Source organism: Paenibacillus sp. JT22N12, assembly GCF_056269365.1.
In genome coordinates, this window is the sequence record NZ_JBWDNU010000013.1 from 26,861 (window position 1) to 41,789 (window position 14,929).

A 14,929-nucleotide genomic window follows, 5' to 3' on the forward strand; every position below is an offset into this window, starting at 1 on the left:
GGCCCGCCGCGGGACAAAATCCCGCAGCAGGCCCTAATAAAACCATGATTACTCGTATACTTTTACGCCATCAACTTCAACAATCTTACGGAATTCTTCAAGCAGACGGGTTGTGATTGGGCCCGCTTTGCCGGAGCCGATCGTTCTGCCGTCCACCTCGCGCACAGCGATAACTTCAGCAGCCGTCCCTGTGAAAAACACCTCGTCGGCCACAAATACGTCATGAAGCGTGAACGGCTCTTCCTTGAGCTTATAGCCCAGTTTATCGCACAGTTCCATAATGGCTGCGCGGGTGATGCCTTCAAGCGCTCCGATATAGCAGGGCGGCGTGTACACGACACCTTTCTTGATAATAAAAATGTTGTCGCTCGAGCCTTCCGCCACATAGCCTTGGGCATTCAGCATGATTGCCTCGCCTACGCCTGCAAGGTTAGCCTGGATTTTAACCAGAATATTATTGAGGTAATTGAGCGATTTGATCTTCGGATTGAGCGCATCCGGGATGTTGCGGCGCTGGGATACCGATACAGAGACAAGGCCGTCGCGGTATGCTTCAGGCGGGTAAATGGCCAGCTGTTCGACGATGATGATTACCCATGCGGTCGGGCAGCGCTTCGGATCAAGCCCCAGATTGCCGGGTCCGCGGGACACAACCAGCCGGATATACCCGTCGCGGAACTCATTGCGCCGGATTGTCTCGACCAAGGCTTGTTCCATTTCCTCATAGGAAAGGGGAATATCCAGCATTATGGATTTTGCCGAGTCGTACAGCCTGTCAAGATGCTCCTTGCATTTGAAAATATTGCCGTTATATATGCGAATCCCTTCAAATATTCCATCGCCATAAAGAAAGCCATGATCGTAAACCGATACCTTTGCATTTTCCTTAGTAACGAATTCTCCATTCAAATAAATAACTTGCTCTGCCATATGCGTGTGTGCACCTCCAGGAATATTAGCCTTCATATGTGAAGCTGGGATAGCTGCCCAGCGTTCGGACCTGGCAGCCAATTGCCTCAATCTCGCTGATTGCGGATGGAAGCAATACGGTATCCAATGACATTTCGATATCGATGAGAAAATAATAATTGCCCAGCTTTTTTTTCGTCGGGCGCGACTCGATGCGGGAAAGATTGATTTTGCGCCACGCGAAAGCAGACAGCACCTGATGAAGCGCACCCGGATAATCCTCCGGCAGCGTAATTAATATACTTGTTTTATATGCCTGCGATTGTCTGCTGGTCAACGGCTCCGGGCCTATAAGAAGAAATCGCGTAAAATTGTTGTCATGATCGGTTACGCCCCGCTCAAGCACATCAAGCCCGTTGTTCCATGCTGCCGTCGTCTGACCGATTGCCGCCCATCCGCTTAGCGGATTTTCCCTTACGATGCTTACCGCTTCAGCCGTGCTTCCCACATGCTCCAGTTCCGCATGCGGAAGATGCTTGCGCAGGTACTGCAGGCACTGCGCCATGGCAACAGGATGGCTCATTACCTTGGTAATCCGGTTGTAATCCAGGACTCCGTCTGCGCCGGAGAGCTCTGCCAGCGGCCCGATGAGATTTTGGATGGAAGGATATACCCACTCAGCCTGAATCGGCAGATTCACCTCATCAACCAGCCAATCGGTATGTAGGCTTACAGAGCCGTCAATCGTATTTTCTATTGGAATAATGCTGTAGTCGGTTGTCCCGTCGGCCGTGGCAAGAAAAACATCTCCAATAATCCGAAAGTACTTGTAATCAACCTCGACGCCGGAGAACAGGTATCTCGCCGCCTCATCCGACGTTGATCCTTGTGTCAAACACGCAACTCGTATCATGCTCTTACTTCTCCTTTAATCCGCTCCAGCAGCGAGCCGCCGTTCTCTTCACCCTGCAGAATGGTTATTTCAGGGCCAGTCGCACATGGCTTAAGCCACAGCGTCTCCGCCTTGATTCCTGCCTTGCCGAGTGTCTGAATGAGAAACTGCTCCAGTTCCGCCTTGCGCAGACTGTTAGTATCAACAAGAGTCAGCAGTGTCGGCCCCGCCCCGCTAAGAGCAGCTCCAAGGGCACCGTACTCTGTTGCCTTATTCAGTATTTCCTGCATTCCCGGAATTAGTGCGGCCCGGTAAGGCTGATGCAGCCGGTCCCGCATCGCATGCTTGATCAGCTCCAGCTTCCCGCTTGCCAATGCGGCGACGAGCAGCGAGCTGCTGGAGACATTGAAGACTGCATCTGCATGCGGTATGTGCACAGGCAGCGCATGACGGGCTTTTTCCGTTGCTAGATGAAACGCCGGGATGGCTACCAGGACCTCAAGCTCTACATGCGGATCAAGGCGAACCTTCTCCGCCCGCTCTCCGTCCCAGGCCGAGACAACAATGCCGCCAAAAAGCGAAGCCCCGACATTATCGGGATGCCCTTCCAGCTTCGTCGCGATCTGGAACAGCCGGTCGTCCGTCAACGGGAAGCCAACCAGGGCGTTGGCCGCCGTCAAGGCTCCGACGATAGCCGAAGCGCTGCTCCCAAGTCCTCTGGTAAGCGGAATATCGCTGTACATGGCGATGTGCAGCTCCGGAATCTCAATGTCTGCCTCTGCGAATACCAGCTGTGCTACTTTGTAAATCAGATTGGACTTATCCAGCGGAATGCCATCCAAGCCCTCGCCATGCAGTTCAATGACCGTCTTGCCGCTTCGGGGCAATGACATCTCCAGCCAGGAATAGAGGGAAAGCGCCATGCCCAGCGTGTCGAAACCTGGACCCAAATTGGCCGTGCTGGCAGGAACCTTAACGATTATTTTGCGATCAGTCATCGTACACCACATCCCAATCCGAGACTACAGGCAAATATTTTTTGCCGTTCTGAAGCAAACCAAGGTATCTCATGCGTGTCAATACTCCTTCAAAAAGGGTTATACATAGAGAAACGGCTTTGATGCCCCCTGGGCGGCAAAGTTAGTTTCCTTACTTAAAGTAATTAAAATGACTGAGTCAGCCTTCTACACGGTAAACGCTCCTGATGGTCTTAACCACATCCATACTTTCAAAGGATTCCAGCACCTTCAGAACTGCCGCTTTGCTGGCATCATGCGTAATAATGATGATTTCCGCTTCGGGTATGCTAGCATTGGGCTGCTGAAGCACAGATTCCAGACTGACCTCGCATTCCGCAAAGGCTTGCGTGATCTTCGCCAGAACGCCTGCGCGGTCATCGACATGCAGCAGCATAAAATACTTCGATGCAATCTGCTCATCGGTCTTGAGCTTCTTCTGCTTATAGGAGAGCAGCGCCTGTTTGCCGTTGACACCGAGCTTCAAATTCTTGATGACAGCCACCAGATCAGCCACAATCGATGTAGCAGTCGGCAGTTCTCCTGCTCCGGCGCCGTAAAACATGGTTTCGCCGACGGCTTCGCCAAATACATAAACCGCGTTAAAGACGCCATTGACCGAAGCAAGCGGATGGGTATGCTTCACCATTGTCGGCTGCACGCTGACGCTGATAAAGTCATCCTGGCTCTCTGCAATTCCAAGCAGCTTCACCACATATCCAAGCCGGCCCGCATATAAAATATCCTCGCGGCTGACCGATGATATTCCCTTCACATCGACATCTTCCAGTGCAATATTCGCACGAAAGCCAAGTGTCGAAAGAATGGTCATTTTGCGGGCCGCATCCAGCCCTTCGACATCCGATGTCGGATCCGCTTCGGCATAGCCGAGCTGCTGGGCTTCAGCCAGCGCTTCCGTATACGCAGTGCCCTCCTGCGTCATTTTGGTCAGGATGAAGTTGGTCGTTCCGTTGACGATCCCCATAATTTTTGTAATCCGATCTGAAGAAAAACCCTCAACGAGCGTGCGGATGATCGGTATGCCTCCGGCGACGCTGGCTTCATAGAGCACATCGCATCCATGCTCCTGCGCTTTGGCCAGAATCTCGGGGCCATGCAGAGCCATCAGATCCTTATTTGCCGTAATGACATGCTTGCCCCTCGCCAATGCTTCAAGAATATATCCTTTGGTCAGTTCAATCCCGCCCATGACCTCGACAATAACGGAAATATCCGGATCATGAATAATATCCCAGGGATCCTCTGTAAGCTTGCCCGGATCAATATTCACCGCGCGGCTCTTATTCACATCTTGCACCAATATTTTATCAATAACGATCGGCGAACCCACCTGGCTCTGCAAATCCTCCTGATGTCCTTCGACGATCCGAACAACACCCGTTCCAACCGTTCCAAGACCAAGCAGTCCCACTTTTACCGGTTTCATGATTTCTCCTCCATCAACTCGTTCTATCCTTGTCCGATGACCGACGCTTTGCGGACGCCATCCTGTTCATGAATGGCTGTCATAAGCTCCGTCAGCGTCCCGCCCATCTGCGAAGTATCGACAGAAATAACTACATTGGCTAATCCTTGAAGCGGAATGCTCTGATGAATCGTCAGCACATTGCCCTCCGAGCTTGCAACAAGACCAAGCACTTTGGACAAGACACCCGAGCGGTGATCCAAATCCATGGAGATCGTGACAATCCGTTCACGTTCGAGCTGATTCAGCATATGAACGCCATCCTTGTACTTATAGAAGGCGCTTCTGCTCAGTCCGGCACGCTCCGTCGCTTCATGGACAGTAGCGGCCTCGCCGCGCTGGAGCATCTCTTTGACCTGAATCGTTTTGACAATCGCCTCAGGCAAAATGTCCTCTCGGACGATAAAATATCGTTCCGCCACTAATCGTCCTCCTAAGAAAGACATCTGTTCTTCTATAGTGGACATTATATCGAATATCCACCAAAGCGGCAATAGGCAATTCCATGAACACAATATTTCTATTATACCTGATTTGACAGAAGTGGGAAGCCTGAGGCTTAATGCTCCCGTATGCATCTTCTTAAGCAAGAAGAAACCGCTTTGCCGTCCTCAGGGACAAAGCTTCTTCACCCTAGAAACTTTGGCATAGTATAGACCTAATTTATATTTTCTTGTAGTTCCAACAAAAAATAAGACGAACCCGGCATATTATCCGGGTCCGTCTTATTTCTGTCCCACTTCATTTCTATGCCAAATCAGCCATTGCAGGAGAAGCATTATTCGTAGAAATAATCGCTGCCCTCGAAGAACTCGAATGAGAAATCCCCGATCCGAACGGTGTCGCCGTCCTTTGCTCCGATTTTACGCAGCTCTGCGTCGACTCCCATTTTCCGCAGAGTGCGGGCGAACCGCATGACGGCATCATGCGTGTTCAAATTGACGCGCCTCATAAATTTCTCGATTGCTGCGCTCTCGACATAGAAGCCTTCGTTTTCCTTGCCGACGGTAAAGGACTCGTCTTCCTGCTGCTCCAGCGTATAAACTTTACGCTCTGCTACATCCTTGACCTCTTCGATAAGCGGCATTTCCGGTACGGTTTCAAGCAGATCCGCAGCTTTGTAGAGCAGTTCCTGTACGCCCTGCTTGGTTAGAGAAGACATCGGAACGATCTCGTACTCCATCTCGCCGTCAAGCCCGCTCAACTGTTCCCGGAACAGCTCCAGCTGCTCCTGCGAATCCGGCATGTCCATCTTGTTGGCGGCAATAATTTGAGGACGTTTAGCCAGCAGCGGATTATACAGAGCCAGCTCTTCATTGATCTTGTTCCAGTCCTCGAATGGATCTCTGCCTTCGGATCCGGACATGTCGACCACGTGCACAATAACACGCGTCCGCTCTACATGTCTCAGAAAATCATGGCCCAGTCCCACGCCTTCATGAGCTCCCTCAATCAAACCTGGCAGATCCGCCATGACGAAGCTCCGGCCGTCGCCGACTTCGACCACACCAAGATTCGGTGACAGCGTTGTAAAATGGTAGGCGCCGATCTTCGGCTTCGCCCCCGAAACGACCGAGAGCAGCGTAGACTTGCCTACACTCGGAAATCCGACCAGTCCAACATCCGCCATTACCTTCAACTCGAGAACGATCCAGCGTTCCTGGCCTTCTTCACCGTTCTCGGCAAAATCCGGAGCCGGATTGCTTACGGTGGCAAACCGGCAGTTTCCCCGTCCGCCCCGTCCGCCGCGCGCTACAACGATCTGCTGGCCGTGCTGGGTCATATCGGCAATAATTTCCTGGGTATCGTCATTAATAATAATCGTGCCTGGCGGTATCCGGACAATCATGTGCTCGGCATTGGCTCCATGCATGCTTTTCACTTTGCCGCGTTCGCCCTTCTCCGCCTTGAAATGCTTCTGATACCGGAAGTCCATCAGCGTCCGAAGCCCTTCATCCACGCGAAAAATCACATCGGCTCCCCGGCCCCCGTCTCCGCCGGCCGGTCCGCCCTCGGGAACATATTTCTCCCGGCGGTAGGATACGATACCATTACCGCCGTCCCCGCCTTTTACAAAAATCTTTGCTTTGTCGACAAACATGCCCCAGCCTCCGTTTATTTCACAAGCTCCGCATGGAGCACCAAATTGTCCGGCTCTATATCCGCTCCGGCTGCCCTCAGCGGCGAATCTGTCATCGCCCGCTTACATTTATGCTTCCATTCGTTTGTATCCTTCATTCCGCCGTCATAATGAAACGAAGCGGTCATTGTATTCTCGTTCAGCGATAGATCGACCAGCAGCTTGGCCGCATCTCCGGAATCCGGTTTAACCGCGAGCCGGTACGCATCAATAATGTCCTGCATAGTCTGTGCTGCGCGATGACCGTCAATACCCAATTCCATGAAATTAAGGTCACCCTCAATATCAATATCCAGCTCCACGTCATTCGTCAGCGTTCGAAAGGACTGCAGAAAAGTGACAAGCGATGGAACGCCGAGCTTGGCGATCTTGCTCTCAGTCATCATTCGTTCTCTTATTTGCTCCACACATTGAACTGCCTTCTCGGCCTTCTGCATCCTGATATAGCCGTATAAAACCTGCAAATCATTCATCCAGTCATGACGATGATGATTTAAAGTTGTAATTGATAATGTCTGCAGCACATGAATCATCCGGGCTTCCCGTAACGCAAATTCTTTTCGTACACACCATGCCCAGACCGCCCCGGCCGCCAAGAACCAAACAACGAAACCCGCTAAAAACCAAGGCTCAAACCGCCATGTGAGAACGGCAGCGGTTGGGATAATCAATGACGCGGCTGCATAATACTTGTTCCTGTTAAAGCGATTCATGGACCGATCCTACTTTCCTGTTCTCTCCTAGCCATTACCAGTATAGCATATGCTTCCAGGCGCCGCCTAAGGAAAAAAAGGAAGCCCCGGCCTGCGTGCAGACCGGGGCGAGCTTGATTATTGCGCTTCGACTGCCGCAGCTACCGGAGCAGCCTCGACCGAGTATACGCTAACTTTCTTACGTACACGTCCCCAGCGTTCAAACTTCACAACGCCTTCGATTAATGCGAATAATGTGTCATCTTTTCCGATCCCGACATTATTGCCCGGATGGATTTTGGTTCCGCGTTGACGGAACAAGATGCTGCCCGCCGTTACCAATTGACCGTCTGCGCGTTTGGCGCCCAAACGTTTCGATTGGCTGTCACGACCATTTCTTGTGGAACCTACACCCTTCTTCGATGCGAATAACTGAAGATTCAGTTTCAACATGGTTGTACCCTCCTTTGTTACCGAGTTAGTTGACGAATCTGAACGTACTTTCCGTAAGAGGTTACGATTGTGCTGAGCATAACAATCATCGATTCCAGCAGCAGCTGCACCCTTTCGTTCATAGCGGGATCGCTCTGCTCCGGAATATCAGACTGCAGCCACCCATTGTCCATGGAAGCAGGAAGCTCCAGACCCGCAAGCTCCTCAATCGCGTTGACTGTACCGACCGAAATGGCCGATACCCCGGCGCAAATGATATCTTTGCCTGGATTCTTAAACTTCGCATGTCCTTCAATCGCAAATGATACGATACGTGAATTCTCGGCGGAATGCCGCAAAATAGTGATCGTAATCATCCCTGGGACCTCACTTAAGCCTTGATCGCGCCAATCGTTACTTTCGTATACGGCTGACGATGACCTTGCTTACGACGGTAGTTTTTCTTCGCCTTGTATTTGTAAACGATAATTTTTTGACCTTTGCCGTGTCTCTCAACTGTAGCTGTAACAGAAGCTCCAGCAACAACGGGAGTTCCGGTTACGAGACCATCTTTATTGGAAACAGCCAGTACGCGGTCGAACGTTACGCTCTCGCCATCACCGGCGTTCAATTTCTCGATGTAAAGAACATCGCCTTCTTGAACCTTGTATTGTTTACCACCCGTTTCAATAATCGCGAACATGTAGTGCACCTCCTTATTTTCGAAGACTCGCCTGATGCAGGTGCCTTCCGATTCAATAACCGGCCGGGCTTGTCAACCTGTTCTGTGCGGTAAATGACTGCAGGGGAAAAATCCCACTCCAACAGGCACCATAATATATTATCACAGGATCAGTCACAATAGCAACAATATAATTCCATTCCAGCTATCAAACTGCCGGTTTATTTACTTGCCGCCCGATGGTCTGGACATATTCACTCTGCCCCTGCCCTTGCAAACCGGACAAACCTCCAGCAATTGATTCATGACATGATCGCGAACCTTCTTGCGGGTCAGCTCCAGCAGTCCAAGACGGGTCCAGCCGACAACCTGGCATTTGGTGCGGTCAAGCTTGAGCAAACTCTCCAGCCGGTGTGCGATCTGTTCGCGGTGCGATTCCTGCTCCATATCAATAAAATCAATGATAATAATGCCGCCTACATCACGCAGCCGCAGCAATCTGGCAATCTGCTCGGCCGCTTCCATATTCGTCTGGAACACCGTATCTTCCAAATCGCGCGAGCCGACAAATTTACCGGTATTGACATCAATCACGGTAAAAGCCTCCGTTTCATCCCAGACCAGATCTCCTCCGCTGCTCAGACGGATACGGCGCTCGAATGCCTCCTGCAGCTGATGATTCACCTGATAGCGGTTCATGAGCCCGACAGAAGAATGACTGGAGTGAGACTGATCATAGAACCGCAGCCGGGATTGCATGGTAGGCGCCATTTGCCTGATTAATGCTTCCGTCTCGGTGTAAAATTCCTGATCGTCGATCCAGACCTCGTCCATTTCCACAGTAAGCAGATCTCTCACCAGCCGGTGGGCAAGACCTGCCTCGCGGTGAAGCTCCGCAGGTACCGGAGTATCCTCCGAACGGGCCTCAATTCCCTGCCACAGCTCCCGCAGGAACTGCACATCCGTCTGCAGCGCGTCACTGGCCTCGCCCTCGGCCGCGGTACGCAGAATGATTCCTTCATCAGAATGGCGGAAACGTTCACCAAATGAACGCAGCCTTGTCCGCTCCTGCTCCATCTTCACTTTTTTGGAAACTCCGACATAGGCGGCATGAGGCATATACACGAGAAATCTCCCCGGCAGCGAGAAATGTGTGGTTACGCGCGCCCCTTTTCCTCCAAGAGGCTCCTTGACAACCTGCACCAGAATCTCCTGACCGACCCGCAGAAGCTGAGCGATCGTCGGCTTCTCCTTCGGCTGCTGGTCCAGATGGGGATGAAGCACGTCGTCAATATACAGAAATGCGTTCTTGACAAGTCCTATATCCACAAACGCCGCCTGCATGCCTGGAAGGACATTCACGATTCTGCCTTTAAATATACTCCCGACAAGCTGGCTGTCCATCTCTCTGGTTTCCATATAAAATTCCAATAAACGGCCTTTATCGACGATTGCGATTTGCAGTCTATCCTTTTCACTATGCACTAGCATCAGCTTCATCTTGATTTATCACCTGCCCAGTAGGTGTTCTGGGTTATATTTTACATGAAAAGCTCCAAAACTGCACGGTCTGCCTTTCCCTCTGCCAGGAAACCGTCCACCAGCCGCTGTTCCGGCAGCACCGCAACAATGCTTCCCTGCTCTTCCATGACGACAATCAAGTGGTAGCTGTCGCGTTTAAACAAACGCAAAGCGGAAGCGATTGTATGATGCCTTGATATAATAATGGGAAGCGCCCAGCTCCCATGCTCAAGTGATCTTGAAGAGGCTACCGCCCGATGTGTCAGAAAGCGGATAAACAAAAAAGGGATATGCCGATAGGCTGTCCAATTCGTCAGCAGCAAAAAAAATCCCACCGCCAGCAAGTTCGCCTGAATCCCGCCGCCCGGATGACGAAATACGGGAACAACCGAAACTATTATCATGCAGCTGCTGAGGAGCAGACTAGTTCTCGTTCCCCAGACAAGCGTTCGATGAAATGGCTGAATTCTGCTCAGGGCTGCCTGCAGCAGCTTGCCTCCGTCCAGGGGAAGAATAGGCAGTAAATTAAAAAGCCCGATCATCATATTCGCCTGCATCACATACATGGACCAATCATGGCTCCACCAGCCTAAGAAACCCATAAGCCACGCCAAGACCCCCATCCAGACGTTCTGCAGCGGACCGGCAATTGCGACAATCGCCTCTTCCCTTGCCGGCAGGTTGGCCCCTTCTTCGATTTCAGCAACGCCTCCAAAGGGAAGCAGCTTCACTTCACGGACTGTCCACCCAAAGCCTCTGGCCGTAACGACATGTCCGATTTCATGGACCAGCACGATAGCGAACAAGGTGATAAGCTCTACAAAATAACCCGTTGCAATGGAAGCCAGCATGACAAGTACAAAAAGCGGATGAACCGACCACGCAATCCCATACAGCTTAATCAAACGGGATGACGTCAGCGGGATCGACGTACCGGCCTTTCTCCTTCACCGCAAAAAATAACAAGCTTTGCTCACCTTCTTTGGCAGCAGGCAGCTCCCCAAGCGACTCCCCGGCTTCCACCCAGTCATTAACAGCCACCTTCACCTGACCAAGCCGTCCGTAGACCGTCATCCGTCCGTTGGCATGCTGGACAACAATGGTCTTGCCCGTCTCCTTCTCTTCGGATACAAGCAGAACCCGGCCTGTTTCAGCCGTCAGTACCGGAGCCGCGGAGCTGCCGGCAAGCTCGACTCCGCTTAAGGTTTCGGCAAAGGAGCGGATAATTACTCCCTTGGGAAGCGGTGCGACGACAGGCAGCGCCACCTCCCCCTCGGCCAGCTGCGACTCTCCCTGGTTCCCGCCGTTGAACAGCGGGATAAAGGAAGGCGCACCGGCAAACATCCGGTTATACCAGGTTGCAGCCTGGTTGAAATCGATTTGTTCCGTGAGGGCTGCCGTAACTATTTCCTGTCCCTTCTTCGCTGCTGGAGTCTCCAGATGGAACATGGCGAACACGATAACGAAAAGCGCAGCGGCGATAGCACTCTGAATGAAAAGTCCCTGGACGATGAACGGTTTGCCGGGGGGGCGCTCGCCTCCGGGAACATCCGGAACCAGTCGGTTCCGGATGCCCTTTTGAGGCGTACGCTCCCATCCCGTTCTTTCCCATGGATTGGCCTGCGCCTTCCACATTTGCTCAGGATCAAGTCCCTGCTCTGGGATTTGCACAGTGAGCGGAAAGTTCTTTTCTTCGAAAGGCAGCGGCAAAACGGGTGATGATTGGTCATCCTTGAGGCTGCGTACCGGTATCATGACAGCTTGCTCCTGCTTCTGCTTTTGCTTCATTATCCGACGGATCCGCTCCTGGCGGCGCTGACGGATACCATTGTTTGTATCCACGGCCCATCCCTCCATCTCATCAAGCTTGTTCGCTTATTTATATGAGAAGACAGGCTTGTTTATGTTGTTGGCAAAACTGGGCGGCGGACACAAATAAACCGTTCAGCTTTGCTGAACGGCTTCCAAGAGAGCCGGAGGGTTGAACAATTCAGCCGGTTCAACGGTTAGATATTGCTCAATCCCTTGCAATCAACCTATTCCAAGAAACTTGCGGAAACGCTTTATGACTCCCGACTTTTCCTCAAGCGGCATTAGCGGCACCATGTCGCCTAACATCCGGCGGGCGATATTGCGATAGGCAATAGCAGCACGTGAGGAAGGATCCATGACGGTAGGTTCACCCGCATTGGCCGATCGGATTACCTTCTCGTCGTCCGGAACGATCCCCAGCAAATCGATTGCGAGCACCTGGCAGATTTCATCGATATCCAGCATTTCACCCGAGCGCACCATATTGGCGCGGATCCGGTTAATGATCAGTTTGGAGGGGACCTTGTTTTGTTCGAGAAGTCCAATCACCCTGTCCGCATCCCGGACAGCGGCATTCTCCGGCGTGGTAATGATAATCGCGCGGTCAGCGCCCGAAATGGCATTGCGGAATCCCTGCTCGATCCCTGCAGGACAATCAATCACGACATACTCGAACTCCTTCTTCAGCTCCAATACAATATCTTTTACCTGCTCAGGTGTAATATCGTTCTTGTCCTTGGTCTGAGCAGCCGGCAGCATATAGAGTTCATCGAAACGTTTGTCCTTAACGAGCGCCTGATTCAATCGGCAGCGGCCTTCGGAAACATCGATCAAATCATAAATGATCCGGTTCTCAAGCCCCATCACCACATCCAGATTACGCAGACCGATGTCGGTATCCACCATGCAAACTTTTTTGCCCAATAAAGCCAGCGCCGTCCCTAAATTGGCCGAGGTCGTTGTTTTGCCGACTCCGCCTTTCCCTGATGTAACCACTATCGCTTCTCCCAAGCTTAACACTCCCCCGCTGCAACCATCGAAGCCTCAATCCGCTAAGCCAGGCTCCAATTGGCAGTCTAAGTAACGTTGTACCAGAGCATATACTCCGCTAAGACCCAAAACCTGGATAGTATTGGGACTTTTAAAAGCCTGGCGGCATAACAAGATTGTTCCTCGCTTCATGAATGAATCCAATAAACCTATACCTTAAAAACAAAAGAATGATTGCGTAAACGATGCAGCTGCGACATCTTGTCAATCTTCATGGCGCCCTCATTCAAATAAGCGAATTCCATCGTTGCATCACCTGTCATCCACTCATCCGGCGGCCGGCTAATCACTTCACTAATACGAAGCTGAGTAGGTCTGAGCAGAGAAGCTGCAATAATAGCATCCGTTTTGCCGCCGGTTCCAGCATGGGCGAGTCCGCGAAGAGCGCCAAGCACATAAATATCCCCTGTGCACAGCAGCGAACCTCCGGGATTCAGATCTCCCATCAGCAGCAAATCACCATGATGCTCCACGGTTTGGCCGGAGCGGATAATGCCGGTCATGACGCGTATATTGTTGCCCTCATCAATCCTGGGTGCTTCCGGTATATCACTTTCAACCGATTGCACGATAAGATTGCCTTGCTGGCGGATAACAGACCTTATTTGGTCCTTCTCCTCCTCGTTGGCCAGGCGGGCACCCAGCTTCACATGAACATGAACGATCGGACCGGTCAGCAGCTGTTGGTGCGACTTTTCCAATTTGTACTGCAGTTCTTGAAGAAGCACGGAAAATTCGCAATGGTCGTCAAGAAGAAAAACCAATCCTTCTTTAACGCCTTTGATCGTAATATGCTGCTTATCGGTCACGCTCGTCCCTCCTTCTCTACTTAATTACGATTCTTTTTCGGACCTCCCGATTCCTGCCTGGATTTATTTTTCATCGTCATCTTCCTTATTCTTTTTCAGACTGCCCTCGAACCAGCGCCTTGCAGGCACGTACATGAGCAGGGAAAATAACAGCTGAAGAAAAAGACTCGGCAGAATGTGATCAAAAATCGCCCATTCATAGGACAGGCTGGTTAGTCTGAAGACGCGGTAAATAAAATGGACAACCGTATCATTTATAAAAGTAAACAAACCGATCATGGATAAGGCCATCAAAAGGGTGCTTCTTTTATTTTCCAGCAGCAGACCAGACAAGTATCCCACAAGCCCGAACGTAAAGGACTCAACTCCAATAATTCGGCCATAAAAAGCCAGATCCTGCAGCAATCCAAAGGACAAGCCAAGAATAACCGCGGAATGGCGGCCCCGGTACATCGCTGCAAAAAGCACAAAAGCCAGTGTGAAATGGGGAACTACCCGCCCCACTAGACCATCCGGCAGAATCCAGTAAAAAATCGTCCCCTCCGAAATAAAGAAAAGCAGCATCACAAGGATAATCCGTTGTATGCTCATTGCGTTTCTGCTCCGGTATCCGGAATTTTCACCACGAATACTTCCGTCAAATGATTAAAATCCGCTGCAGGCGTAATCGTTGCCGTCTGGGTCAGACCAAAATCCCCTACCTGAACGGAATCCACAGTTCCCACAATCAAACCTCTCGGGAACACATTGGCAAGCCCGGAAGTAATAATTGTATCACCTTTGGCAATAGGATCGTTCTCGGGAATTTTGCTCATCGTCAGCTTGCCCGTATCCTTGCCGTAACTTTCAATCATGCCAAAAGAGTCCTCTTTGTTCAGTGCCGTGGTGGGAATTTGCTTCGTACTGGCATCCAGTGAATTCGCATCCAAATCCGTTATCGGCATCACTGAGGAATAAAATGGATCAACCCGGCTTACCAAACCGACGAGACCTTTGGTTGTGACGACAACCATATTTGTTTTAATCCCGTCTTTAGACCCCAGATCAATACGAATGGTCTTGTCATAAGGATCATTACTTGCGGAAACAACTTGTGCAATCAAATATTGATAATTTTTATACAGTTCCTTCTGCCGTTGTGTAAATCCCAATGCCTCAGTCAACCGCTCATTATCTTTTTTAATCTGGTTAAAATTAATGCTGTCCCTGGCATAATTCGCCGCAATTCCGCGGAGAATTTCATTTTCCTTGTATACGTCATGCAGCTTGGATAAATCTTCAAACAAGCCCGCGATATAGCCTGCGGGCCTGTAAAACCATTCCTGTACAAATGCGCTGGAATCGAGGATAAAATTTTCCGGCCAGGTGAGCTTCTTGCGCTCACCGATCGAAAAGCCCATAACGGCTACAAAAACAATAAATATGATCATCAGAACAAACATGCGTCGATTGCGCATCCAATTAAACAATTCTTATCACCCGTCCATT

Annotated in this window: 17 protein-coding genes; all 17 read right to left on the reverse strand. The window is 51.0% G+C overall.

Annotated features, from left to right (window positions below; all coding sequences use genetic code 11):
- Positions 1–48: 48 nt before the first annotated feature.
- The 17 genes from ilvE to mreC all read right to left on the reverse strand — a co-directional run bounded on the left by ilvE (position 49) and on the right by mreC (position 14,910).
- On the reverse strand, positions 49–930 hold the full coding sequence (gene ilvE, locus AC0YOA_RS30915) for a branched-chain-amino-acid transaminase (protein ID WP_475789893.1): 882 nt from the start codon (positions 928–930) through the stop codon (positions 49–51).
- 25 nt (positions 931–955) lie between these two features.
- A complete protein-coding gene (gene pheA / locus AC0YOA_RS30920; RefSeq protein WP_475789894.1) occupies positions 956–1,822 on the reverse strand; it encodes a prephenate dehydratase in 867 nt (288 codons plus the stop codon).
- The gene (gene thrB / locus AC0YOA_RS30925; protein WP_475789895.1) at positions 1,819–2,799 is read right to left on the reverse strand and encodes a homoserine kinase; all 981 of its coding nucleotides are present in this window, start codon (positions 2,797–2,799) and stop codon (positions 1,819–1,821) included. Before thrB ends, pheA begins: the two co-directional genes overlap by 4 nt.
- 178 nt (positions 2,800–2,977) lie before the next feature.
- On the reverse strand, positions 2,978–4,264 hold the full coding sequence (locus AC0YOA_RS30930; RefSeq protein WP_475789896.1) for a homoserine dehydrogenase: 1,287 nt from the start codon (positions 4,262–4,264) through the stop codon (positions 2,978–2,980).
- A 23-nt stretch (positions 4,265–4,287) separates the two neighbouring features.
- Positions 4,288–4,725 carry an ACT domain-containing protein gene (locus tag AC0YOA_RS30935; protein ID WP_210045661.1) on the reverse strand — a complete coding sequence of 146 codons (438 nt, stop codon included), beginning with the start codon at positions 4,723–4,725 and terminating at the stop codon, positions 4,288–4,290.
- Positions 4,726–5,081: 356 nt separating this feature from the next.
- Positions 5,082–6,404 carry a GTPase ObgE gene (gene obgE, locus AC0YOA_RS30940; RefSeq protein ID WP_475789897.1) on the reverse strand — a complete coding sequence of 441 codons (1,323 nt, stop codon included), beginning with the start codon at positions 6,402–6,404 and terminating at the stop codon, positions 5,082–5,084.
- A gap of 14 nt (positions 6,405–6,418) precedes the next feature.
- A complete protein-coding gene (locus AC0YOA_RS30945) occupies positions 6,419–6,976 on the reverse strand; it encodes a Spo0B domain-containing protein (RefSeq protein ID WP_475789898.1) in 558 nt (185 codons plus the stop codon).
- A 297-nt stretch (positions 6,977–7,273) separates the two neighbouring features.
- Positions 7,274–7,588: a 50S ribosomal protein L27 gene (gene rpmA / locus AC0YOA_RS30950; protein ID WP_210045658.1), complete on the reverse strand. Its 315-nt coding sequence runs from the start codon at positions 7,586–7,588 to the stop codon at positions 7,274–7,276.
- A gap of 17 nt (positions 7,589–7,605) precedes the next feature.
- A complete protein-coding gene (locus tag AC0YOA_RS30955; RefSeq protein ID WP_475789899.1) occupies positions 7,606–7,944 on the reverse strand; it encodes a ribosomal-processing cysteine protease Prp in 339 nt (112 codons plus the stop codon).
- A 14-nt stretch (positions 7,945–7,958) separates the two neighbouring features.
- A complete protein-coding gene (gene rplU, locus AC0YOA_RS30960; protein ID WP_475765233.1) occupies positions 7,959–8,270 on the reverse strand; it encodes a 50S ribosomal protein L21 in 312 nt (103 codons plus the stop codon).
- A gap of 204 nt (positions 8,271–8,474) precedes the next feature.
- Positions 8,475–9,749 (reverse strand): Rne/Rng family ribonuclease, encoded by a 1,275-nt coding sequence (locus tag AC0YOA_RS30965; RefSeq protein WP_475789900.1) that lies wholly within the window; start codon positions 9,747–9,749, stop codon positions 8,475–8,477.
- Between the two features lie 41 nt (positions 9,750–9,790).
- Positions 9,791–10,675 (reverse strand): site-2 protease family protein, encoded by an 885-nt coding sequence (locus AC0YOA_RS30970; RefSeq protein ID WP_475789901.1) that lies wholly within the window; start codon positions 10,673–10,675, stop codon positions 9,791–9,793.
- Positions 10,668–11,612, reverse strand: coding sequence for a peptidoglycan DD-metalloendopeptidase family protein (locus tag AC0YOA_RS30975; protein ID WP_475789902.1), 945 nt, complete (start codon positions 11,610–11,612; stop codon positions 10,668–10,670). The genes AC0YOA_RS30970 and AC0YOA_RS30975 overlap by 8 nt, the downstream gene beginning before the upstream one ends.
- A gap of 189 nt (positions 11,613–11,801) precedes the next feature.
- Positions 11,802–12,593 (reverse strand): septum site-determining protein MinD, encoded by a 792-nt coding sequence (minD, locus tag AC0YOA_RS30980; protein WP_475789903.1) that lies wholly within the window; start codon positions 12,591–12,593, stop codon positions 11,802–11,804.
- A 188-nt stretch (positions 12,594–12,781) separates the two neighbouring features.
- Complete coding sequence (locus AC0YOA_RS30985; RefSeq protein ID WP_475789904.1) at positions 12,782–13,441, reverse strand: septum site-determining protein MinC; 660 nt, start codon at positions 13,439–13,441, stop codon at positions 12,782–12,784.
- Between the two features lie 63 nt (positions 13,442–13,504).
- Positions 13,505–14,032: a rod shape-determining protein MreD gene (gene mreD / locus AC0YOA_RS30990; protein ID WP_475789905.1), complete on the reverse strand. Its 528-nt coding sequence runs from the start codon at positions 14,030–14,032 to the stop codon at positions 13,505–13,507.
- Complete coding sequence (gene mreC / locus AC0YOA_RS30995) at positions 14,029–14,910, reverse strand: rod shape-determining protein MreC (protein WP_475789906.1); 882 nt, start codon at positions 14,908–14,910, stop codon at positions 14,029–14,031. Before mreC ends, mreD begins: the two co-directional genes overlap by 4 nt.
- Positions 14,911–14,929 lie beyond the last annotated feature (19 nt).

Coding starts and splice junctions, on each gene's coding strand:
- AC0YOA_RS30930 (WP_475789896.1), bottom strand. CDS start 4,264: ATGAAACCGGTAAAAGTGGGACTGCTTGGTCTTGGAACGGTTGGAACG.
- thrB (WP_475789895.1), bottom strand. CDS start 2,799: ATGACTGATCGCAAAATAATCGTTAAGGTTCCTGCCAGCACGGCCAAT.
- ilvE (WP_475789893.1), bottom strand. CDS start 930: ATGGCAGAGCAAGTTATTTATTTGAATGGAGAATTCGTTACTAAGGAA.
- AC0YOA_RS30945 (WP_475789898.1), bottom strand. CDS start 6,976: ATGATTCATGTGCTGCAGACATTATCAATTACAACTTTAAATCATCAT.
- rplU (WP_475765233.1), bottom strand. CDS start 8,270: ATGTTCGCGATTATTGAAACGGGTGGTAAACAATACAAGGTTCAAGAA.
- obgE (WP_475789897.1), bottom strand. CDS start 6,404: ATGTTTGTCGACAAAGCAAAGATTTTTGTAAAAGGCGGGGACGGCGGT.
- AC0YOA_RS30965 (WP_475789900.1), bottom strand. CDS start 9,749: ATGAAGCTGATGCTAGTGCATAGTGAAAAGGATAGACTGCAAATCGCA.
- pheA (WP_475789894.1), bottom strand. CDS start 1,822: ATGATACGAGTTGCGTGTTTGACACAAGGATCAACGTCGGATGAGGCG.
- rpmA (WP_210045658.1), bottom strand. CDS start 7,588: ATGTTGAAACTGAATCTTCAGTTATTCGCATCGAAGAAGGGTGTAGGT.
- mreD (WP_475789905.1), bottom strand. CDS start 14,032: ATGAGCATACAACGGATTATCCTTGTGATGCTGCTTTTCTTTATTTCG.
- AC0YOA_RS30955 (WP_475789899.1), bottom strand. CDS start 7,944: ATGATTACGATCACTATTTTGCGGCATTCCGCCGAGAATTCACGTATC.